Annotated in this window: 18 protein-coding genes; 8 read left to right on the plus strand and 10 right to left on the minus strand. The window is 72.6% G+C overall.

The genetic code is table 11. The annotated features are described in order from the left end of the window. The first annotated feature begins 25 nt into the window (after positions 1-25). The gene (locus tag FYX01_RS01285; RefSeq protein WP_394350423.1) at positions 26-847 is read left to right on the plus strand and encodes a purine-nucleoside phosphorylase; all 822 of its coding nucleotides are present in this window, start codon (positions 26-28) and stop codon (positions 845-847) included. Positions 848-1,295: 448 nt separating this feature from the next. Here FYX01_RS01285 and FYX01_RS01290 read toward each other — a convergent pair whose 3' ends face one another. The 5 genes from FYX01_RS01290 to FYX01_RS01310 form a co-directional block, all read right to left on the minus strand. After that, positions 1,296-1,925 (minus strand): PH domain-containing protein, encoded by a 630-nt coding sequence (locus tag FYX01_RS01290; protein WP_190394139.1) that lies wholly within the window; start codon positions 1,923-1,925, stop codon positions 1,296-1,298. Next, positions 1,925-3,022: an adenosine deaminase gene (locus FYX01_RS01295; protein WP_150236654.1), complete on the minus strand. Its 1,098-nt coding sequence runs from the start codon at positions 3,020-3,022 to the stop codon at positions 1,925-1,927. Before FYX01_RS01295 ends, FYX01_RS01290 begins: the two co-directional genes overlap by 1 nt. A 138-nt stretch (positions 3,023-3,160) precedes the next feature. After that, on the minus strand, positions 3,161-4,399 hold the full coding sequence (locus tag FYX01_RS01300) for a M20 family metallopeptidase (RefSeq protein WP_150236656.1): 1,239 nt from the start codon (positions 4,397-4,399) through the stop codon (positions 3,161-3,163). 24 nt (positions 4,400-4,423) lie between these two features. Continuing rightward, a complete protein-coding gene (locus FYX01_RS01305; RefSeq protein ID WP_150236658.1) occupies positions 4,424-5,596 on the minus strand; it encodes a glutamate--cysteine ligase in 1,173 nt (390 codons plus the stop codon). A 188-nt stretch (positions 5,597-5,784) separates the two neighbouring features. Further along, positions 5,785-6,888 carry a YihY/virulence factor BrkB family protein gene (locus FYX01_RS01310; RefSeq protein WP_223830268.1) on the minus strand — a complete coding sequence of 368 codons (1,104 nt, stop codon included), beginning with the start codon at positions 6,886-6,888 and terminating at the stop codon, positions 5,785-5,787. Between the two features lie 247 nt (positions 6,889-7,135). Here FYX01_RS01310 and FYX01_RS01315 point away from each other — a divergent pair, with 247 nt between their 5' ends. Both FYX01_RS01315 and FYX01_RS01320 read left to right on the plus strand, forming a co-directional pair. Beyond that, positions 7,136-8,257, plus strand: coding sequence for a galactokinase family protein (locus FYX01_RS01315; protein WP_150236663.1), 1,122 nt, complete (start codon positions 7,136-7,138; stop codon positions 8,255-8,257). A 144-nt stretch (positions 8,258-8,401) separates the two neighbouring features. Then, positions 8,402-9,661 (plus strand): LCP family protein, encoded by a 1,260-nt coding sequence (locus FYX01_RS01320; RefSeq protein WP_150236665.1) that lies wholly within the window; start codon positions 8,402-8,404, stop codon positions 9,659-9,661. Between the two features lie 569 nt (positions 9,662-10,230). Here FYX01_RS01320 and FYX01_RS01325 read toward each other — a convergent pair. Further along, the gene (locus FYX01_RS01325) at positions 10,231-11,448 is read right to left on the minus strand and encodes an NADP-dependent isocitrate dehydrogenase (RefSeq protein ID WP_150236667.1); all 1,218 of its coding nucleotides are present in this window, start codon (positions 11,446-11,448) and stop codon (positions 10,231-10,233) included. A gap of 182 nt (positions 11,449-11,630) precedes the next feature. After that, a complete protein-coding gene (locus FYX01_RS01330; protein ID WP_150236990.1) occupies positions 11,631-12,080 on the minus strand; it encodes a DUF3017 domain-containing protein in 450 nt (149 codons plus the stop codon). Between the two features lie 519 nt (positions 12,081-12,599). On the opposite strand from FYX01_RS01330, the gene FYX01_RS01335 reads away from it, so the two are divergent. Then, positions 12,600-13,205 carry an FHA domain-containing protein gene (locus FYX01_RS01335; RefSeq protein ID WP_150236670.1) on the plus strand — a complete coding sequence of 202 codons (606 nt, stop codon included), beginning with the start codon at positions 12,600-12,602 and terminating at the stop codon, positions 13,203-13,205. A gap of 252 nt (positions 13,206-13,457) precedes the next feature. Here the strand turns inward: FYX01_RS01335 and FYX01_RS01340 are convergent, their stop codons facing one another. From FYX01_RS01340 to purN, 3 genes are read right to left on the minus strand one after another with little or no spacing between them, the layout of a single operon-like run. Continuing rightward, positions 13,458-14,315 carry a bifunctional methylenetetrahydrofolate dehydrogenase/methenyltetrahydrofolate cyclohydrolase gene (locus FYX01_RS01340; RefSeq protein ID WP_150236672.1) on the minus strand — a complete coding sequence of 286 codons (858 nt, stop codon included), beginning with the start codon at positions 14,313-14,315 and terminating at the stop codon, positions 13,458-13,460. Between the two features lie 14 nt (positions 14,316-14,329). Next, a complete protein-coding gene (gene purH, locus FYX01_RS01345; protein ID WP_150236674.1) occupies positions 14,330-15,898 on the minus strand; it encodes a bifunctional phosphoribosylaminoimidazolecarboxamide formyltransferase/IMP cyclohydrolase in 1,569 nt (522 codons plus the stop codon). Continuing rightward, entirely contained in the window at positions 15,895-16,530 is a 636-nt protein-coding gene (gene purN / locus FYX01_RS01350; RefSeq protein WP_150236992.1) for a phosphoribosylglycinamide formyltransferase, read from the minus strand. The genes purH and purN overlap by 4 nt, the downstream gene beginning before the upstream one ends. Positions 16,531-16,908: 378 nt before the next feature. Here purN and FYX01_RS01355 point away from each other — a divergent pair, with 378 nt between their 5' ends. From FYX01_RS01355 to FYX01_RS01370, 4 genes are all read left to right on the plus strand, one after another. Beyond that, entirely contained in the window at positions 16,909-17,301 is a 393-nt protein-coding gene (locus FYX01_RS01355; RefSeq protein ID WP_150236677.1) for a DUF4190 domain-containing protein, read from the plus strand. 241 nt (positions 17,302-17,542) lie between these two features. Next, positions 17,543-19,525: a lipopolysaccharide biosynthesis protein gene (locus FYX01_RS01360; RefSeq protein WP_150236679.1), complete on the plus strand. Its 1,983-nt coding sequence runs from the start codon at positions 17,543-17,545 to the stop codon at positions 19,523-19,525. Further along, the gene (locus FYX01_RS01365; RefSeq protein WP_394350420.1) at positions 19,525-20,961 is read left to right on the plus strand and encodes a ligase; all 1,437 of its coding nucleotides are present in this window, start codon (positions 19,525-19,527) and stop codon (positions 20,959-20,961) included. Before FYX01_RS01360 ends, FYX01_RS01365 begins: the two co-directional genes overlap by 1 nt. Next, positions 20,958-22,181, plus strand: coding sequence for a phosphotransferase (locus FYX01_RS01370; protein ID WP_150236681.1), 1,224 nt, complete (start codon positions 20,958-20,960; stop codon positions 22,179-22,181). Before FYX01_RS01365 ends, FYX01_RS01370 begins: the two co-directional genes overlap by 4 nt. Positions 22,182-22,188 lie beyond the last annotated feature (7 nt).

The following is a 22,188-nucleotide window of genomic DNA, read 5'->3' on the forward strand; positions in this document are numbered from 1 at the left end:
ACCCGGCTGTAGCATCCGTCGTGTGATGGAAAGAGAGCAGCGGCCGGAAACGACCGCCGAGGCGAAGGAGCTGGCATCCGGCTCCGCTCGCGAGCTGCTGTCCCGTGCCGGGGCTGACAGCTTCGACGCGCTGATGGTGCTCGGCTCGGGTTGGGCGGGCGCGGTGGACACGTTGGGCTCGTACGACATCGAGCTCGACGTGGCCGAGCTGCCCGGTTTCCACGTACCCACCGCCAGGGGTCACTCCCCCAAGGTCCGCAGCATGTGGGTGGGAGAGAAGCGGGTGGCCGTGTTCATGGGACGCGTTCACCTCTACGAGGGCTACGACCCCATGGAGGTCACCCACGCGGTGCGCACGGGCGTGGCCGCGGGAGCGGCGACCGTGGTGCTGACGGGCTCGGCCGGGTCGCTGCGCACCGACTTCGCCCCGGGGCAGCCCGTGGTGATCCGCGACCACATCAACCTGACCGCCCGGTCGCCGCTGACCGGCCCCTCGTTCGTGGACCTGACGGAGGCCTACAGCCCCAGGCTGCGGCAGGTCGTCCACGAGGTGGACGCGTCGCTGGCCGAGGGTGTGTACGTGTCCACGGTCGGACCGCAGATGCAGACCCCGTCGGAGCTGAAGGTGCTGCACCAGGCGGGCGCGGACCTGGTGGGCCGGTCGATCGCCCTGGAGGCCATCGCGGCCGTGGAGATGGAGGCCGAGGTGCTGGGACTGGCGATCATCAGCAACGACGCCGTGGGCGCGGTCTTCGAGCCCTTCGAGGCCGAACGCGCCCTGGACGTCGTCACACAGCGGGCGCGCAGGCTGGGCGAGTTGCTCAACAGGGTGCTCGACCAGGCCTGATTCCGCCCCTGTCTTCGTCTTCCCGCGCCTCGATGCGGCACCTCGTGCCGCGCGTCCCGTGTTGGGGCGCCTCCGACCGGACCACGCCGGTACCGGCGTGGCGAGCGTACACCCCGAGGCCATGGGGTGGACGGTACCGACAGCGGTCCGGCCGGAGGCAGTGCTTGCCCCGGTGTCCCACGTCGCGCGGAATCCCCGCAGATCCCGTTGGACTCGCGACCAGGACACCTTCTTCTTCTCGTTATTCAGTTGGACCGCGCGCGTCGCCCTCGGGGGAGGTTCCGGGTGGACGACCATCCGCGCGAAGTCCGTCCCGCCCGGAACCTTTCCCTTAGGCATGCCTTACCTAAGCAGAAGTCCGGGAGCGCGTCAACCCCCGCCCCGGAAACAGCGGACCCGGCCGCGCACACGAGGGGTGGGGCCGGGTCGGGTCCGGGGGAAACGGCGCTCAGGCCAGCAGGAACACCGCCACGAGGAGCACCGCGGTCGCGGCGATGACCACGATCACCTCCACGGGCACCATGGTCTGCGGCTCGTCCTCCGCACCCAGCGCGGCGGGCCCCGCCTCGTCCACGTCCCTGATCGGCCCGCTGAGCGGACGCGTCTTGTACCGCTCGGCGTCCTGGCGCAACTGCCGGGCGGCCAGGTCCACCGGCCGTGTCCCGGCCGGACCGTCGTCGCTGTCCGGGTCGAGGTAGCCCGAGTCGCGCCGCATGTTGTCGCGGACCCTCTGGCGCTTGGTCTCGCGCAGCGGCCAGGAGCGCACGATCTGCCCTGGGGTGTGCACCCGCAGGACGTCGGTGACGTCCACCCAGAGCACCGCGGCCCACGGCACGAACGTCTCGCGCAGGGGGTTGACCACCCTCAGGCCGCGCTCGGTGGAGACCACCCGCGGGCGCAGCCACACGAGGTAGACGACGGAGACCGTCGCGGCCAGCAGCGCGCCGGCGATCCAGGCCTGGCGGCCCTCGCCGCGCCAGGCCACGTCCAGCAGGAGCAGGGCCGCGACGACGATCCACACGATCGCCGCCACCCGTGTGGGGGTGGAGTAGTGGGCGGTGGGATTCGGACCGTCCATCAGGCGGTCGCCCACTTCAACCGCGCGAATCCGGGCTTGATGATCCCGTTGATCAGCGCCAGGCGCTCGTCGAAGGGCAGGAAGGCCGACTTCATGGCGTTGACCGTGAACCACTGCAGGTCGTCCCAGCCGTACCCGAAGGCCTCGGAGAGCCGGGCGAACTCCTCGGACAGGCTGGTGCCGCTCTGCAGGCGGTTGTCGGTGTTGACGGTGACGCGGAAGCGCAGGTCGTGCAGGAGCCCGATGGGGTGCCCCGCGATCGACTCGGTGGCCCCGGTCTGCACGTTGGAGCTGGGGCACATCTCCAGCGGTACCCGCTTGTCGCGCACGTACTGGGCCAGGCGTCCCAGTCGGGGCGCGCCGTTCTCCTCCACGGTGATGTCGTCGATGATGCGCACGCCGTGGCCCAGGCGGTCGCACCCGCACCACTGGAGGGCCTCCCAGATGGACGGGAGCCCGAACGCCTCACCCGCGTGGATGGTGAAGTGGAAGTTCTCGCGGCGCAGGTACTCGAACGCGTCCAGGTGGCGGGTGGGCGGGTTTCCCGCCTCGGCGCCCGCGATGTCGAACCCGGACACGCCCTCGTCGCGGTAGCGGACCGCCAGCTCGGCGATCTCCGACGAGCGCGCGGCGTGCCGCATGGCGGTGACCAGTTGCCCGGTACGAATGGCGTGTCCCCGGTCGGAGGCGCGCTTCTCGCCCAGCTCCAGGCCCTCCTGGACGGCCTCGACGACCTCCTCCAGGGTGAGCCCGGACTCCAGGTGCTGTTCGGGGGCGTAGCGCTGCTCGGCGTAGACCACACCGTCGGCGGCCAGGTCCTCGGCGGCCTCGGCGGCGACCCGCACGAGGGCGTCACGGGTCTGCATGACCGCCGTGGTGTGCGTGAACGTCTCCAGGTAGCGCTCCAGCGAGCCGGAGTCGGAGGCCTCGCGGAACCACCGGCCCAGCTCCTCCGGGTCGTAGGTGGGAAGGCCGGTGTACCCGGTCTCCCTGGCCAGTTCCACGACGGTGGCGGGACGCAGTCCGCCGTCGAGGTGGTCGTGCAGGAGCACCTTCGGCGCCCGCCGGATCTGTTCGGCTGTGAGTGGCTGGTTCATGGATTCAGGATGCCACCAGCCCGGGAGGAGCCCCGCCACGCCGGAGCGAAGTTGCCGAAAATCCGGTAGGTGCCGGTCAGGGCGCGCACGGTTCGGCGGCGTGGAGCCTCCCCGGCCCCGGGGGCGGGTGCGGCCGGTTCAGGCCAGCGCCTCCTCGCCGTCCCTGCGGCCGTCACGGCGGAGGCCCTCCCACAGCGCCGTCAGGGCGGTGGTGGCCATGAAGCGGGTGCCCGTACCGATGGCGCGCTCGTCCACGTCGAAGGTGCCCCGGTGCAGGTCCAGCATGGGGCCGCTCCAGTCCGGGGAGTGGGTGCCCAGGCGGGCCAGCGCACCGGGGACGTGCTCCAGGTACCAGGCGAAGTCCTCACCGCCCAGGCTCTGCGGGGTGGAGGCCGCCGCCTCGGAGCCCAGGGCCAGGGTGACCGCCTCGCGCATGAGGTCGACGCTGGACGACTCGTTGATGGTGGGTGGAACGCCCCGGCGGTAGGTCACCTCGGCCTCGGCTCCGTAGGCGGAGGCCACCGACTCCACCAGGCCCTTGACGATGTCGGGGGCCGAGTGCCAGGCCTCGTCCTCCAGGCAGCGCACGGTGCCCTCGGCGACGGCGTCGTCGGGGATGACGTTGGGCGCCGACCCCGCGCTGATGCGCCCCCACACCAGGCTGAACCCGGCCCGGGGATCGATCCGCCGGGACAGCGCGGCGGGCAGTTCGGTGACGACCTTGCCCAGGGCGTAGACGAGGTCGGAGGTCAGGTGCGGACGGGCGGTGTGCCCTCCCGGACCCGACAAGCGCACCATGAGCTGGTCGCAGGCGGCGGTGATGCCGCCCGTGCGCAGCCCGACCCGGCCGACCATCAGACGGGGGTCGCAGTGCAGGGCGAAGATGCGGTCCACCCCCTCCAGGGCCCCCGCGTTGACCACCTCCACGGCGCCGCCCGGCAGTTCCTCGGCCGGCTGGAAGATGAGCCGGACCCGGCCGGGCAGCGCGCCCGCCCGCTCCAGCTGGGCGAGGAAGACCCCCGTCGCCAGCAGGACCGTGGTGTGCACGTCGTGTCCGCAGGCGTGTGCGACCCCGGGCACGGTGGAGCGGTAGGGGACGTCCTTCTCGTCGGTCAGGGGCAGGGCGTCGATGTCGGCGCGCAGGGCGACCACGGGACCGGCTCCGGAACCGATGTCGCAGACCAGGCCGGTGCCCTGTGGCAGCTCCTGGGGTTTCAGGCCGACGTCGCGTAGGCGCTCGGCGATGCGCCCGGTGGTGCGGTGCTCGGCGAAGGCGAGTTCGGGGTGCATGTGGAGGTCCCGGCGGAAGCCGCTCAGATCCCGCCCATGGCGCGCCAGGAAAGCGGTCAACTGCTCTGGCAGGTCATGTCCCTGCATGCGAGGGTCCCCTCTTCTCCACGTCTACCGCGCGCCGGCTCCGTCGCCGACGCCGACCTGCGCGCGGGTGGGACCGCCGTGGAGCTCGGCGGCGAGCATGTCCACGACGTCGTCGAGGGAACCGCCCTCGGCGATGACCGCGCGCTGACGTTCGTAGGAGGCACCCTTGTCCAGGATCTCGGAGATCAGGTCAAGGTCCTCGGCACAACCCAGGCGGGCCGCGACCGGTCCCAGCTCGCGGACCAGCTCGTACAGGTCGTCACGCAGCGGAACGGTGGTTCCGTGCGAGTCCGTGATGACACGAGCGTCGAGTCCGTAGCGGGTGGCACGCCACTTGTTGTCCTTCACCACCCAGGACGGCGGGCTGGGCAGCCCGTACCCGCGGTCGAGTTGGTGATCGAACAACTCCACCAGGCTCTGGGAGAGAGCGGCGGCCATTCCCACCTCGCGCAGGGTGGGAATCCCGTCGAACATCCGGATCTCGATGGTGCCGAAATCAGGGTGCGGACGGATGTCCCACCACACTTCCTTGATAGAGGCGATGGTACCCGCCCTGAGAAGCGTTTCGAGGTATTCCTCGAAAGCCGCCCAGTGCGGCAGGTTCGGCGGCGGCCCGGAGGTGGGGAGGGCACCGAAGACGACGGACCGGGTGGAGGCCAGCCCGGTGTCGTGGCCGCCCCAGAAGGGGCTGGAAGCGGTCAGGGCCAGGAAGTGCGGCAGGTACCTCGTCAGGGCGTTGACCATCGGCATGGCCTTGTCCCTGTTCCGCACCCCCACGTGGACGTGGACGCCGCAGGTCAGGATGCGCCGGGCCAGCCACTGCATCTGCTCGACCAGCTCCCCGTAGCGCTTTCCGGGGCTGAGCTCCTGGTCCCGCCAGTCGTCGATGGGATGGGTTCCGGAGCAGGTCAGCGTGGTCCCCCAGGGCGCCAGGACCTCACGCATCCGGTCGACGTTGCCGCTCAGGTCGTTCCTGGCCTCCTCGACGGTCTCGCAGATCCCGGTCACGACCTCCACCTGGGACTGCATGAGTTCGTGGCGCAGCGGAGGAGCCGACCCCTGCGCACTGAGCCCGGGCAGTTCGGAGAGGAGTTTCTGCGCCTCCTGCCTCAAGTGCCGACTGCGCTGGTCGACGAGCTGGAGCTCCCACTCCACGCCGATCGTCGCACGCTCGGACGAGTTGAACGCAATTCCCATCTGCCCTCCGAGGGGTGTTTGCCGACCGCCGCGGCCGACGCACCGTCGCGCCCCGGAGAACCGGCTAACCGGCTAACCGGGACAGAGAAGGACTACCCGCCACGCACTACGCACATACGGGGTAATCGCCTCGCATAAGGCGAATTCCATGGAAATAATTTCTGTTTACGCGCCACCGGCCGGGCCGGTCACCCGCGGCCGCCGGTGCGGCGGCGCAGCGCCCACGCCACGGCGCCGGCCGCGCCCGCCGCTCCCAGCAGGGAGAACGTCCCGGCGAGCGCGCGTCCGGCCCACAGGTGCCCGGCCCGCTCCCGCCCGGGGGCGGGCGGGGGCGGTACGGGCCGGGTCCAGTCCATCCCGGTCTCCTCCGGCAGCGGAATCGAGCCGGTGTAGGGCGGCGGCATCGGCAGCCAGGTGGCCGTCCACGCCGCGCTGAACAGGACCAGGCGCATCACCAGGTTGATCCACACCAGCAGCCCCACCAGGACGGCGAAGGAGGCGTAGACGGGGTTGGTGAGCGTCCCGGCCAGCAGCACCGCGGCCACGGCCTTGAGGACCTCGAAGCCGACCGCGCCCAGCAGGGAGCCCCGCCACATCATCCGGGTCGGCCGGCCGCTGCCCGACAACAGCGTGAAGGCCAGCATGAAGATCCCCATGTTGACGCACACGGCGATCACCAGGGCCAGGGCGCGCAGGGACAGGTTGGCCAGGAGGGAGTCGTCCAGGCCCACCAGCGACAGCAGCCACTGCGTGGCGGCCTGCGCGACGCTGGTGAGGGCCACGGTGACGAGCAGGGCCACGCCCAGGCCCAGCATGACCAGCAGGTCCACCGCCTTGCGCAGAAAGACGTTCGGGCCCTCGCGGAGGCTCTTCAGCCAGATGGAGTGCAGGGCCTCGCGCAGCGACGACACCGCGTTCAGACCCGCGTAGAGCAGGCCGAGCAGGCCGAGGACGCTCGCGCCCACGCGCGCCTGGGAGATCTGTTCGACGGGCAACTGGTCGGACAGTCCGGGCAGTACGTCGTCCAGTGCCTGCTGGAGGTAGTCGCCGGCCTCGACCTGCACGGCCGCCAGGTAGCCGACCGCGGCGAAGGCCAGCGCCAGCATCGGGAAGAAGGACAGGAAGGCGAAGTAGGTGACCGCGCCGGCGAGCTGGTTGCCGTTGCGGTCGGCGTAGCGCGCGTAGGCGCGCACCACGTGGTCGAGGGAGGGGCTGCGCCGACGCAGCTCCCAGTACACGTCCATGGCCATGTTCTGGTAGTGCCGGGCCGTGTCCCCGGCCCGGTCCAGCACTGTGGCCAAGACCACTCCCCCGTTCTGCCTGTCGCGTGTCCCGCCCGAGGGCCGCCGGGCGGCCCCGGAACCGTCGTCGGTGGACCGCAACCCTAGCCGCGCCGCGATCCGCCTACGAAACCTCCACGCCGAGCGCTTTCCGGGCCCTCACGGACCAGGGCGAAGCCCTACACGGGGGGTGATCCCGGGCACGCCCCGGGCTTGGGCACACTTGGGGAAGCGGAGTCATCCGGGGAGGGGGACGTCGGTGGGTGGCACGGGGGTGCGGCTGCGTGCCGTGTTGGGCGTGCGTTCGGCGGGTCCTCGGGGGGCGTGGCCCCGACGGGAACCGGACGCCGACGCCCTGCGCCGGGGTTTCCGGACGCGGTTCGGCGTACCGCCCGCCGGGGTGTGGCACGCGCCCGGGCGGCTGGCGGTCATGGGCGAGCACACCGTGGCCAGCGGAGGTGCCGGGCTGTACGTCGCCCTGCCGTGGGGCGTGACGGCGGCCGTCGGCCCCGCGCCGGACCCCGGCGTGCACGTGGCGACGCTCAACGGCCCGCTGCGCCCCCGGGAGACGGCGGCGCGGGCCGTCGCGCGGGCCGTGTCCGAGGCCCGCCGGGCGGGCGTCCTGGGGGCCGGCACGGGGATGCGCGTCGTCCTGGGCGCGAACCTGCCCGAACACGCCTCCCTCGGCTACACGGCCGCCGTGGGGGCCGCGGTGGCGCTGGCCCTCACCGACCTGGACGGCGCTCCCCCGCCGGAGGGCCGCACCGCCGACGAGCGGGTGTCCCTGGCGGCCAGGCCCGGATGCGCGGTCCGGGTGAACCTGAGGAGCATGCGCACCACCGTGCTGCCGTTCGACCTCGCCGGGGAGGGGCTGCGGCTGGTGGTGGTGGACACCGGCGCCCTGCCCCGACGCGACCTGCGCACGGTCCGCTCGGCCGAGCTGGAGCGCGCCCAGGAGGTCCTGGGGCCGTTGCGCTCGGTCCAGGACCTGCCCGGATCGCTGCGGAGGCTGCCGGATCCCGTACTGCGCCGCAGGGTGGAGTACGCGGTCACCGAGGTGCACAGGCTCAACGCGGCGGTCGGGCTGCTGCGTGCCGGGCGGCCCGGGGAGACCGGCCCCGTACTGTCCGCGTCCCACCTGTCCCTGCGCCGGTTCGGACTGCCCACACGTGAGGCGGAGCTGGCCGTGGAGACCGCCGCGCGGGCCGGGGCGCGCGGGGTACGGATGTCCGGCTGGGCGGGCACGGTGCTGGCCCTGGCCGCCGAGGAGCGGGTGGACGGCATCGGGGAGGCCCTCGCCACGGAGTTCGGCGCCATGGGCTGGGTGCCGCCGCGGGTACGCACCGCCGTGCCCTCCGCGGGCGCCCACCGGCTGCGCTGAGCCCCGCCCCCGTCGGCCGCCCCGTTCCCGCCGCCTCAGGGGTCCGAACCGGGACATACCTTGAACCTCGCTACCCTTTTCGCGATCACACCGGGTGGAAGTAGCGACGAGGCGATCCACGGCGCTGAACAGATGGGCGATGCGATGGCTGACCGACGGGACCGGGGGAGGACCGGCCGCACCGGTGAACACGACAGACAGGGCGTGTTCCGGCGCGGTGGCTCCCCGGGCCGACCCGACGAGTTCGAGAGGCTCTACCGTTCGCGTGAGTCGGAGCGGCGGACGGTCGGTGAGACGCGCCGGCTCCCCAACGCCGGAGACGCGCCCCCGTCCCGGCCGCACAGGCCCCGGCGGCGCACCCACAGCGCCGGACGCGAGTACGACGGGCGCGGTATCGGGCGCCGTCAGAAGGAGCGCCGCCGCAGACGGGCCACCACGGTCCTGGTGACCGTGCTGGTGCTGCTCCTGGTGCTCCCCCTCGGGTTCTACCTGTACGCGGACTCGCGCCTGCAGCGGGTGGAGGCCCTGCTGGACTACGAGGGGCGTCCGGACGGGCAGCCCGGCACGACCTACATGGTCGTCGGCTCCGACAGCCGCGACGGTCTGGACGAGGACCAGATGCGGGAACTGGCCACCGGCTACGCCGAGGGCCGCCGGACCGACACCATCATGGTGCTCTACGTCCCCGACGACGGCGACCCCACCATCGTCAGCGTCCCCCGCGACTCCTACGTGCCCCTCGCCGTCCCCGGCTACGCCGACAACAAGATCAACGCCGCCTTCGCCGGTGCCGTGTGCGGCGCGGACGAGGCGGGCGAGGAGGTCTGCGGCGGCCCCGCTCCCCTCGTGGAGACCTTCGAGCGCGCGTCCGGCGTGCACATCGACCACTACGTGGAGATCGGCATGGGCGGTTTCGTCGACATCGTGGACGCGATCGGCGGCGTCGAACTGTGCCCCGAGGAGCCCATGGCCGACCCCAAGGCCGGGCTGGACATCGAGGCGGGCTGCCAGCGGATGGACGGCGGCACCGCCCTGGGCTACGTGCGCACCCGCGCCACCCCCCGCGCCGACCTGGACCGCATCGCGCGCCAGCGCGAGTTCTTCTCCGCACTGGTCCAGGAGGCCAGCGCGCCCTCCACGCTGTTCAACCCCTTCCAGTCCGTCCCGCTGGTGCTCGCGGGCACCGACACGTTCATGGTGGACGAGGGCGACAAGCTGCGGCACCTGGCCGGCATGCTCCTGGCGATGCGCGGCGGCACCCGGACCACCGCGATCCCCGTGGGCGGCACCCCGACCCTGGACGGCGTCGGATCGGTGGTGGTCTGGGACGAGGCCCGCTCCGAGGAGATGTTCGCCGCCATGCGCGCCGGGGAGCCGATCCCCGACAGCGCCTTCCAGGAGTAGGCCCGAGGACGCCGCACCGGGAAGGTGGTGCCCCGCCGTTCGGGCGGGGCGCCACCGCGGCGCACGCGGGCGGAGGGGCCCGGACAAAGTCGAAGGGCCCGTCGCCGAAGCGACGGGCCCTTCTTCGTGACGTTCCGTACTGTGCGCGCCTACCCCCCAGCGGGCGCACGGCCGGCACGTCGGTCCTTGTGGCAGAGGGGCGGGAAACCCGCTCTGGCCTGCCGGTTCTCACCGGCACTTCTCCACAATAGGTCAAAGTTCTCTTAAGGTGCGAATCCAACCCACGTGGTCTATGTCGCACCCGTGGACCACACCGGTCATCCGGTCTTGTCATCCTCCCACCACCGTCCCGCGTATGTACGCCGAACACGGTGAACACGCCGGAAAACTTCGTGGGTCGCGATCGCCCAAAACCCCACGAACAAGGCGTTCCAGGCTTCTCACCCCTCCGTTCGGGCCGGACACGACGACGCCCGGGCGCCTCCTCGCGAAGACGCCCGGGCGTGGCTCACGTCTGACCGGACCGTCGGCTCAGGGTGACCAGGGCCACCCGGATCGGGCCGCGGGACTCAGCCCAGGCGCTTGGAGAGGTTCTCGTCCAGGGCGGCGAGGAACTGCTCGGTGGTCAGCCACTCCTGGTCACCGCCGACCAGCAGCGCGAGGTCCTTGGTCATCTGACCGCCCTCGACGGTCTTGACGACGACGTCCTCCAGGGTGTTGGCGAACTCGACGACCTTCGGGGTGTTGTCCAGCTTGCCCCGGTGCTCCAGGCCGCGGGTCCACGCGTAGATGGAGGCGATCGGGTTGGTCGAGGTGGGCTTGCCCTGCTGGTGCTGGCGGTAGTGACGGGTCACCGTGCCGTGGGCGGCCTCGGCCTCGACCGCGCTGCCGTCGGCGGTGCGCAGGACGGAGGTCATCAGGCCCAGGGAGCCGAAGCCCTGCGCGACCGTGTCGGACTGCACGTCGCCGTCGTAGTTCTTGCAGGCCCAGACGTAGCCGCCCTCCCACTTGAGCGCGGCGGCGACCATGTCGTCGATGAGGCGGTGCTCGTAGGTCAGGCCCGCGGCGTCGAAGCGCTCCTTGAACTCGGCGTCGAAGATCTCCTGGAACACGTCCTTGAACATGCCGTCGTAGGACTTGAGGATCGTGTTCTTGGTGGACATGTAGACCGGGTAGTTGCGGTCCAGGCCGTAGTTCAGGCTCGCGCGCGCGAAGTCCTCGATGGACTTGCGGAAGTTGTACATGCCCATCGCGACGCCTCCCTCCTCGGGGAAGTTCGCGACCTCGAACTCGACCGGCTCGCTGCCGTCGGCCGGGGTGTAGGTCATGGTGACCGTGCCCGGGCCGGGCACCTTGAAGTCGGTGGCCTTGTACTGGTCACCGTGGGCGTGACGGCCGATGATGATCGGCTGGGTCCAGCCGGGGACCAGGCGGGGCACGTTCTCGCAGATGATGGGCTCGCGGAAGACGACACCGCCGAGGATGTTGCGGATGGTGCCGTTGGGCGAGCGCCACATCTTCTTGAGGCCGAACTCCTCGACCCGGGCCTCGTCCGGGGTGATGGTGGCGCACTTGACGCCGACGCCGTACTCCTTGATGGCGTTGGCGGCGTCGACGGTGATCTGGTCGTCGGTGCGGTCGCGCTCCTCGATGCCCAGGTCGTAGTACTTCAGGTCGATGTCGAGGTAGGGGAGGATCAGACGGTCCTTGATGAAGGACCAGATGATCCGGGTCATCTCGTCACCGTCGAGTTCGACTACGGGGTTCTCGACCTTGATCTTGGCCATGGCTGTGTGGCTGTCCCTTCAGTCTTCGCTACCGCCTCGTGCGGCGGAGACCGGCGGCCGGTTCGTGGCCGGAGCCGGTCCGCACGCGCGGCAATCACCTGGTCCCGCCCGGGGTCCGTGCTCCCCGGGGAGGCGGTGGCTGGTCAGTGTCGCGATATCTCGACGTCAAGCTTATTCGACGCCTAGGAGGAGAGTTGCGGCGCCACCCATGCCAGCACGATCAGCAGGACCGCGAGGGCGACCAGGGTGAGCAGATCGATCCAGCGGCGGCGCACGGCGAGCATGCCGATCCAGTCCTTGGGCAGGAAGAGCCGGAAGACCGCCGCCAGCAGCAACGCGCCCGCGATGATCGCCGGGCCGCGCTTGAAGTGGGCCGCGGCGACGACCACGATCCCCGCTGCGAGCGCCGACATGACGAGGAGGTACGGCACCTGGGAGAGCCAGTACGGCACCTTCGGCCGCACCGGGTGCTCTCCGGTGCCCGTGTCGTCCACGGTCCCGGCCGGTTCCCTGTCCTCCTCGCCGCGGCCCTCGTCGGACCCATGCCCGTCGTGGACCGCCCCCTCCGGAGTCCTCTCCTCCGAAGCGCCCTCGTCCGCGTCCGCCAAATCCGCCTGCTCCGCCTTGTCCACCGCGTCCCGACCCGTTCGGTTACGAATTGCTTGGCCGCCTCGCGGCTCGTTCACGATCTTTCCCGGAACTGGCACAGACCGGCCACCCGTTGAAGACGGACCGTCCGAAACCGAACACCGCTCCGGAGGCTCATGTCCTGAGGGTTTTCGGCGCCGCACGGGGAGCGTGGGCCGCCCGTCCGGGAGAGACGCGCCCATTGTAATGATCCCTGTCGCCGAAGCCCCAGGGCTCACAGAAACGGACCCGCCCTTAGCCGGACCCACGGGCGACCGTTTCCCGTTTCCGGTGCGGCCACAGAGCCGTATTCCTGCGTCTTGTCCCCCTAACTCCGGAGTAAGCGCGTAGAACGCGTACCACCCGGGTAACCAAGCTGGAGATGAGTGCACCGGTGAGCGAGGACCACCCCCATGAAGCCCACTCGACGCGCAGACCGATCCGCCACCCCCCGACAGCCGTCCCTCCACCACCGTCGCCCGCACCCCCACCGGCAGCGCCACCCCAGCCCGGGAGGAACCACCGTGGACGGGCCCTACCTCCGGATAGAAGAGACCGGGGACATCCGCCAGCTCGCCGGTGAGGTCACCACGATCGGCCGTGGAGAGGGCGCGGACATCCGGCTCGGCGATCCGAGCGTCTCCCAGCTGCACGCCGAACTGGTCCGCCGCGGCCCCTACGTCTACGTGGTCGACCTGGGACTGTCCCGCAACGGGACCCGGGTGAACGGCCGCCCCATAGCCCGCCGTGTCCTGGAGGAGGGCGACGTGGTGACCTTCGGCACCGCCCGCTGCCGGGCCGGCGGACTCCCCCGGGAGCAGATCAGCCCCGACATCGAGCTGCGCCGCGGCTCCGCCCCCGAACTCACCCGCCGCGAGCTGGACGTGCTCACCGCGCTGTGCCAGCCCGCGCTGTCGGAGGAGGCCTTCGTCGCCCCCGCCACCGCCCGCGACATCGCGGAGGCGCTGGTGGTCACGGAGGCGGCGGTCAAACAGCACCTGCTGCGGCTGTACCAGAAGTTCCGCATCCCCGAGGGACAGAACCGCAGGACCCGGCTGGCCAACGAGGTCGTGGCCCTGGGCCTGGTCCGGCCGATGCCGCTGGGCGGATCGGCCCGCAAGGCCAGCTGAGCGGACGGACCGGGCGGAGCGCGCGGCCCCGCCGGCGGAGGGAGGGGTAGGCGGTACGGGGACTCCCGTGCCGCCCGCCATGCCCCAGCGTGCCCGCTCCGGGACCGTCCGCCGCCCCGGGGCGGGCCGGGGGCGTTGCCGGTGTGAACCAGGAGGTCCTCCTCGCGATGATCCTGCCCCCGGCGGCGCTGCCGGCGGTCGAGAGTGCCGCCAGGAGCGGGATCATCCGGTGAGGGTCCCCGGTCGGTGCCCCTAGCGGGCGGCGGCCTGGCGTTCGGCGGCCTCCACCACGTTGACCAGGAGCATCGCCCGGGTCATCGGACCCACGCCGCCGGGGTTCGGGGACAGGTGCCCGGCCACCTCGGCCACGTCGGGCACGACGTCGCCGACCAGCCCGGACTCGGTACGGGAGACACCGACGTCCAGGACGGCCGCACCCGGCTTGACCATGTCCCTGGTGACCAGCCCGGGCACACCGGCACCGGCGACGATGATGTCGGCGCGGCGCGTGTGCTCGGCGAGGTCGCGGGTGCCCGTGTGGCACAGGGTGACGGTGGCGTTCTCCGACCGGCGGGTCAGGAGCAGGCCGAGGGGGCGGCCCACGGTCACGCCGCGCCCGAGCACGACCACCTCGGCGCCCTTGAGCGGCACGTCGTAGCGGGTGAGCAGCTCCACGATGCCGCGCGGGGTGCACGGCAGCGGAGCATCCTGCATCAGCACCAGCCTGCCGAGGTTGGAGGGCTGGAGGCCGTCGGCGTCCTTGCCGGGGTCGATCAGGCCCAGCACCCGGTTCTCGTCCAGGCCCCTCGGCAGCGGCAGCTGCACGATGTAGCCGGTGCAGGCCGGGTCCTCGTTCAGCTCGTGGACGGCCCGCTCCACGTCCTCCTGCGTGGCGTCGGCGGGCAGGTCACGGCGTATGCTCGCGATGCCCACCTGCGCGCAGTCGCGGTGCTTCCCGCGCACGTAGGTGTGGCTGCCCGGGTCGTCGCCGACCAGCACCGTGCCCAGGCCGGGGGCGACCCCCTGGTCGTGCAGTTTCGCCACCCGCTCGGAGAGCTCCTCGCGGATGGACTTCGCGACGGCCTTGCCGTCCAGAACGGTCGCGCTCATTCTCTGCTCCTCGCTCAGTGGAAGAAGTGCCGGGTGCCGGTGAGGTACATGGTCACCCCGGCGGCCTTGGCCGCGGCGGTGACCTCCTCGTCGCGGACCGACCCGCCGGGCTGGACGACGGCGCGGACTCCCGCCTCGGTGAGGATCTCCAGACCGTCCGGGAAGGGGAAGAAGGCGTCGCTGGCCGCGACGGAGCCGGTGACCCTCTCGCCCGCGCGCGTGACCGCCAGGCGCGCGGAGTCCACGCGGTTGACCTGGCCCATGCCCACGCCCACGGTGGCGCCGCCGGAGGCCAGCAGGACGGCGTTGGACTTGACCGCGCGCACGGCCCTCCAGGCGAAGGCCAGGTCGGCCAGGGTGGCCTCGTCGGCGGCCTCGCCGGTGGCCAGGGTCCAGGTGGAGGGGTCGTCGCCGGGGGCGTCGATCGCGTCACGGGACTGCACCAGCAGACCGCCGCTGATCTGGTGGTCCTCCATGCGCGTGTCGGATCCGGAGCCCCCGGCCACGAGCAGGCGGATGTTCTTCTTGCGGCTGAGGACCTCCACGGCCGCGGGTTCGAAGGCGGGGGCGACGACGACCTCGGTGAAGATCTCCGCGATCTGCCCCGCGAGCTCCTCGCCGACCGGGCGGTTGGTGGCGATCACCCCGCCGAAGGCCGACACCGGGTCGCAGGCGTGCGCCCTGCGGTGGGCCTCAGCGTTGTCCGCGCCGACCGCGATCCCGCACGGGTTGGCGTGCTTGACGATGGCCACGCACGGCTCGTCGAAGTCGTGGGCGGCGCGCAGCGCGGCGTCGGCGTCCACGTAGTTGTTGTAGGACATGGCCTTGCCGTGCAGCTGCTCGGCTCCGGCGAGGCCGGTCTCCGGTGCGTCCGCCAGGGTGTACAGCGCCGCCTTCTGGTGCGGGTTCTCGCCGTAGCGCAGGACGTCCTTACGGCTGTAGGCGACGCCGACGAAGCCGGGCCAGCCCGACTCGGCGGCCTCCTCGTCGGGGGCGTAGAGGGCCGAGAACCAGCCGGCGACGGCCGCGTCGTAGGCGGCGGTGTGCCGGAAGGCGAGCCCGGCCAGGCGCTTGCGCTGCTCCAGGGTGAACCCGCCGTCGCGGACCGCCTCCAGGACGGCGTCGTAGCCGCCCGGGTCGACCACGACCGCGACGCTGCCGTGGTTCTTGGCCGAGGCACGCACCATGGCGGGGCCGCCGATGTCGATCTTCTCGATGCAGTCGGCCTCGGAGGCGCCCGAGGCGACGGTGTCCCGGAAGGGGTAGAGGTTGACCACGACCAGGTCGAAGGGGGCGATGCCCAGCTCCTTGATCCTGGCGACGTGCTCGGGGTTGCCCTGGTCCGCGAGGAGTCCGGCGTGCACGGAGGGGTGCAGGGTCTTGACCCGGCCCTCCATGATCTCGGGGAAGCCGGTGACGTCCTCCACGGGGGTGACGGGGATGTCGGCGGCGCGCAGCCGCGCCGCGGTGGATCCGGTGGAGACGACCTCCACCCCGGCCTCGGCCAGGCCGATGCCCAGCTCCTCCAGGCCGGTCTTGTCGTAGACGCTGATCAACGCACGCCTGATGGCCTGCTGGGTCACCGGTTCTCCTTCGTGTCGGTCGCGTCGGCGACGCTCTGCTCGGTGCGGCCGAACCGCACCTGTCTGCCGTCGATGGTCCAGCCCTCGCGGGCGAGCCTGCCGACCGTGTCGACCAGCATCCTCCGCTCCACGCCCTTGATGCGCTCGTGGAGGCTGGACTCGTCATCGTCGTCCTCGACGGGGACCGCCACCTGGTCGATGATCGGCCCGGAGTCGACGCCCTCGTCGAGGAAGTGGATGGTGGTGCCGGTGATGCGGACACCATGGGCGAGCGCGTCGCGGACGGCGTGCGCGCCGGGGAAGGAGGGCAGCAGGGCCGGGTGGATGTTGACCGCCGGGTGGCTGCCGATGACGGCGGGGCCGAGGATGCGCATGAACCCCGCGGAGACCACCAGGTCGGGGCGGTGCTCGCTGATGCGGTCGGCCATGGCCGCGTTCCACCGGGAGCGGTCGGTGTAGTCGCGGAAGGGGACGACGAACGTGGGCACCCCGGCCTCCTCGGCCAGTTCGACGCCGCGGGTCCCCTCGCGGTCGGAGCCGACGGCGACGACGCCCGCCCCGTATCCGGGGTCCTTGGACGCCTCCAGCAGGGCGGCCATGTTGCTGCCCGTGCCCGATATGAGGACCACCACTCGCGCGGACAATGCTTCTCCCATGTGTAGAGAACGGTGCGGGAGACCTCTCCCGCGTCCGGGGGCGCCGGGGGACGGCGCAGCATCCGGATCTCGCCTACGCCCGGTTCGGGCCCCGGGCTCGTGCCGGGCCGCGCCGAAGGCGTCGCTTGGGCAAGCGGCGGACGGGATGCTCGGCCCGTCCGCGTTCTCACCCTATCGGGCCAGGTAACGTCTACCCACGGGGAGTGGGGGTTTGTCCCGCCTGTGACGGGGGTCTCGGTGGCCTGCGCCGGCGGGCCCCGGTGGGCCTCCACCGGCCCCGAGACGACGGACACCGGGTACCCTCCGCGGAAGCGGACCACGGCGCCCCGGCGGGGCGTCCCGAAGGAGTGAGACTTGACCGACAACAGCCCGGAGCCGCGAGCCGACGGCCAGCCGCCCAGAGCCGAACGGGGCGGCCTGTGGGGCCTGTTCCTCGGCGCGGCCGGCCTGCTACTCCCTCCGTACGGGGTCGTGCTGTCCGTGTTCGGCGTCGTGCAGGGCTTTCGCGCGCGGCGGACCGCGCGGGCCAACCGGACCGACGCGCCAGGCGCGCTGTTGAGCATGGCCGTGGGCGTGCTGGGGATCGTGGTGTCGCTGGCGCTGGTCTCGGTCGCCGTGGTGTACCAGGAGCAGATGGCGCAGTACCGGGACTGCTCGGCCCGCGCGCACACGGTGTCCAGCCAGGAGGAGTGCGACGAGGCGTGGGAGTCCTCCACCGGGCTTCCGCCCACGGTGGTCCTCAGCTGACGGGGCCCGTCCGGGGGGCCTGGTCCCCCGGCGGCGTGTGAGGGGCGGTGGGAGTTCTCCCGCCGCCCCTTCGGCGTGTCCGCGGAGGGCTCCTGACGGGAGCGGATGTGGCGCTGGTTTTCCGGTCACCTCCCGGACGGGGGAACGGCTGTTTCACAAGGGTCGAACGCGCCCCAAGGGACTACACTTGGTATGCAATCAATTACTAAAGGTATGGCATCGTCTGCGCGGAGAGGACTCGATGGACACCGACACCCCCGGCTCGTCCGGACCGGAACTCAGGGAGTACACGGCACTGCTGCGTCGCCGCTGGCGGCTGGTCGGCGCCGGTGCGCTCGGTGGCCTGGTCCTCTCCACCGCCGCGGTGCTCGGTCTCCCCTCCACCTACACCTCCGTCACCGCCGTCCAGGTCCAGCCCAGCGGGATGGGCGAGTTCACCGGCGAGCGCTCCGGGCGCCTGTCGGGGGACGTCAACCTGGACACCGAGGCGCAGGTCCTGGTGTCGGACCGGGTGTCGTCCGTCGTGGCCGAGGAGCTGTCCGGGAGGGGGCCCGCGCCCGACACCGGCGAGTTGCGCGAGCACGTGGACGTGAGCGTGCCCCCCAACAGCAACGTGCTGGAGATCGGCTACTCCGCCGGAACCCCGGAGGACGCCCGCGCGGGCGCGCGGGCCTACGCCGACGCCTACCTCGACATGCGCCGGGCCCGGGTCGAGGACCTGATCGACAGCCGGCTGGAGGCACTGCGCGGCGAGCAGGAGAACCGCTACGAGGCCCTGGCCGAGGCCGCCTCCGAGGAAGGCTCCGGGGACGGCCCCTCCCCTGGGGCGAGCGCGCGGGTCGAGGCGCTGCGACAGGAGCTCACCGAACTGGGCAACGAGGTCGGCCCGCTCAGCGCGCTGCGGGAGACCGTCCGGCCCGGACGGGTCATCACCCCGGCCGGCCTCCCGGAGCGCGCCAGCAGCCCGGTACCCGCCCTGTGGCTGGTCGGCGGCGCCGCGCTGGGACTGGTGGCGGGTCTGCTCGCGGCCGTGGTCCGCGACCGCCTGGACCCGCGCCTGCACGACACCGAGGACACCGCCCGGACCAGCGCGCTCCCGGTGCTGCTCGACCTGTCCGTCCGCGTACGGCCGGGTGACCGCTCCCCCGGGCTGCTGGACGACGGCGACGCGCGGGGCCAGCGGGTCAACGAGTTCGCGCACCTGGTGCGCGCCCGCCTCCGCTCCGGGCCCGCCCCCGCGACGCCGGGGGCCGCCGGGGCCTCCGGAGGGGCCGGGGCGCCGGGGGACGCCGAGGAGGAGTCCGCCGGCCGCGTCCTGCTCGTCACCGCGACCACCCCGGGCCGCGCCGGCGCCGCGGCCGCCGTGAACCTGTCAGCCGCCCTGGCGCGCACGGGGTCGGAGGTGCTGCTGGTGTGCGCGGACCCGCGCGCCGACGCCGTCGGCGAGCTGTTGGGCCTGCCTGAGGGGCCCGGCCTGGCCGAGGCGCTGCTGGAGGGTGAGGACCCCGCGGACCTGGAGGTGCGCCCCGACGCGGCGCCCCGCCTGCGGGTCCTGCGGTACGGGGCCCCGGGGCTGAACGCGCCGGTGCAGGGCACCGCCATGCCGGGACTGCTGCGGCTGCTGCGCGCGAACGTCGAGTACGTGGTGGTCTCCGCCGCCCCGGCGAGCGAGCGCGCCGACGTGCACGCCCTGGCCGGGGCGGCCGACACGCTGCTGCCGGTGGTCGAACTGGGCCGTACCCGCCGCACCGACCTGGCCGGGCTGCTCACCCTCGCCGACCGGTTCGGCGTGCCCGTCCCGGGCACGGCCGTCCTGCCGCGCCAGCCCCTGGCCGGACCCGCACCGGTGACCGCGCCCTCCGCCGCGGACCGGTCCCCCCTTCCCGGACACGAGGCCGGGTCCCCCTCCGTGACCTCCGGCGCCGCCGGGGCGGGCAGGGACGTCGAGACCGCAGGGGACGGAAAGGCCGCGGGGTCCGCTGATCCCGGCGATCACGCTGAGAACGAAGAGCACGCCGAAGCCGGTGAGGAGCCCGAGACCACCGATGCCGCTGAGGCGGCGGGGACTCCAGGACCGAACGAGGGCGCCGAGACGGCCGAGGACGCCGACACCGGCACCGGCACCGGCACGGCCGAGGAGACCGACACGATCGGGGACGCCGACGGGGCCGGCGAACGGGAAGAGCCCGCGTCCGCCGACGCGGCCTCCGGAGCCCGGAACTGATGGCCCGAGGCGCGCCCGCCCACGGTCCCCGGCCGCTCCCGGCCGGGGCCACGGCCTCCTGGACGACCGAGGGTGCGTCCGTCCGGTCGGCCGTGGCCGACCGCTCCCCCGTCACCGGCCGTCCGCTGGTCTGGCTGCTCGCCGGGTACCCGCTGTGGTGGGCCGCGGGGCTGGGCCAGTTCGCGTACTGGCTGTTCGCGGTGCCGATGGCGGCCGAGCTGGTACGCCGCCACCGCACCGTCGGGCTCCGGGTCCCCCCGGGGTTCTGGCTGTGGGCACTGTTCCTGCTGTGGACCGTGCTGGGCCTGTCCCTGGCCCCGCTGGAGGTACCGGGCACGGTGCCGGACAGCGGCGGGTACGGCGGCGCCCTGCTCCGGGTGGCCGGCTACCTGGTGCTGACCGTCCTGCTGCTCTACGTCGGCAACCTGTCCGAGCGGGAACTCCCCACCCTCACGGTCGTGCGTGCGCTGGCCGTACTGTGCCTGGCCACGATCGCGGGCGGCTACCTGGGCATGCTCGCTCCCCGGTTCGGGTTCACGGCGCCGACGGAGTACCTGCTGCCCGCCCACCTGGCCTCCGACGCCTATGTGCAGGCCCTCATCCACCCGGCGTCCGCGCAGATCATGGACGTCTTCGGGTACGAGACGGCCCGTCCCAAGGCGCCGTGGGAGTACACCAACATCTGGGGGTACATGCTCTCCCTGCTGCTGGTGTGGCTGGTGGTGGGCTGGGTGGTCCAGGGGGCGGGCTGGGTGCGCTGGGGCGCGCTGACCGCCGCCGCGCTGTCCGTGGTGCCCGCCGTGTACTCGCTCAACCGGGCTCTGTGGGCGGGGCTGGCGCTGTCCCTGGCCTACACCGCCGCGGTGGCCCTGCGCCGGGGCCGGGTGCTCCTGGTGGGGGCCTGCTCGGCCGCGGTCCTGGTCGCGCTGCTGGCCCTGGCCGCGTCGCCGCTGGCCGACGTGGTGCGGGCGCGGGTCGACAACCCGCACAGCGACGACGGGCGGGCCTCCAGCAACGCGGCGTCCCTGGAGGCCGCCGGACTGTCACCGGTCATGGGATGGGGCACCACCAGGGAGAGCATGGGCAGCTCGGACTCGATCGCGGTCGGCCCCACCCCCGAGTGCCCCGACTGCGGTCAGCACGTCATCGGCAACGCCGGACAGCTGTGGATGACCCTGATCTCCAGCGGCTGGGTGGGCACCGCCTTCCTGCTCGCCTTCTTCGCGCGGATCGTGTGGCGCTACCGGTCGACGTCCTCGGCGGCGGGCCAGGGCGCCCTCCTGACCGTGCTGCTGCTGTTCTGGTACATGTTCTTCTACGTCGCGCTGATGTCCCCGTTGGCCGTCACCCTGGTCGCCACCGCCCTGTTGTGGCGGGGTGAGGAGCCGGTGCTCCGACGGCGGGCCGCCGCGCGCACCCGCGGGGGGCTCCGGTGAACAGCGAGACGACCTACCTGACCGACCTCGCCGCGGTGCTGTGGCCGTGCGGCGGGCTGCTCGGCCCCGGCGACCGCGGTACGCGGCGGCTGGTCCGCCGCGACCGGGGCAACCAGTACCTGCCGGTGCCCAACGCGCGGAACCCCCGGGTGATCCTGCCCGCCCACGACCGGGCGGCGGCCACCCGGGGCATCGCCTCCTTCGCGCAGGGGCACTCCTTCCGGGAGAGGGTGCGCACGCTGCTGCTGACGGGGGCGTTCTCCACCGGGCTGGCCCCGCTGCTGCTGCGCGACCGGCTGTACGTGGGAGCGGGTCCCGGTATAGAACACGCGCTCACGTCGGCCCTGGACCGCGAGTTGGCCGTCGCCATACACGTGGGCCCGCCCAGGGCCAACCGCAAGCCGGTGCTCCTGCTGCTCACGCCCGGCGGCCGGACGATCGGCTACGCCAAGGTGGGCGTCAACGACCTGACCTCGCGCCTGGTGCGCTCCGAGACGCGGGCCCTGCGCCACCTGGCCGACTCACGCCTGCGGGACGTGACCGTTCCCCGGCTGCTGTACGAGGGCGAGTGGAACGGCCACCCGCTGCTGGTGCAGGAGGCACTGCCGGTCGGCGACCAGACCGACCGGCCCACCCGGCGCCAGCTGCTGCGGTGCGTGACGCAGATCGTCGGGCTGGCCCGGGTGCGGCGGCGCAGGCTGTCCGACAGCCCCTACCGGCGGACGCTGGAGGAGCGGATCCTGAGGTTGGGGGCGCGCCCCGAGGCGTCGCCGCTGCGCGCGGCGCTGCGCCGCCTGCCGGACGTGCACGTTCCGTTCGGCGCCTGGCACGGGGACCTGACCAGGTGGAACATCGCCAGCACCGCGCGGCGCGCGTTCGTGTGGGACTGGGAGCGGCTCGCCATGGACGCGCCGGCGGGCTTCGACGCCCTGCACTACGACCTCAACGAGTGCGTGCAGACCGGTGTCCACCCGGGGGTGCACCGGTGGCTGGAGAGCGGCTCACGGCTGCTGCGCGACCCGCTGATGTCCGAGACCGGGGTGCGCTCGCACACGGTGTCCACGGTGATGGCGCTGTACCTGATCGACCTGGCGACCCGGTACCTGCACGACCGGCAGGACGAGAGCGGAGGCCACCTGGCGGCCGTGGACGACTGGCTGCTCCCCGCTCTGGAGGGCCTCCAGGAGAGAGCGGCCCACGAGGCCGCCCACAGGGGCTGACGACCGA

The organism is Nocardiopsis quinghaiensis (genome assembly GCF_008638365.1).
GTDB classification, from domain to species: Bacteria; Actinomycetota; Actinomycetes; order Streptosporangiales; family Streptosporangiaceae; genus Nocardiopsis; species Nocardiopsis quinghaiensis.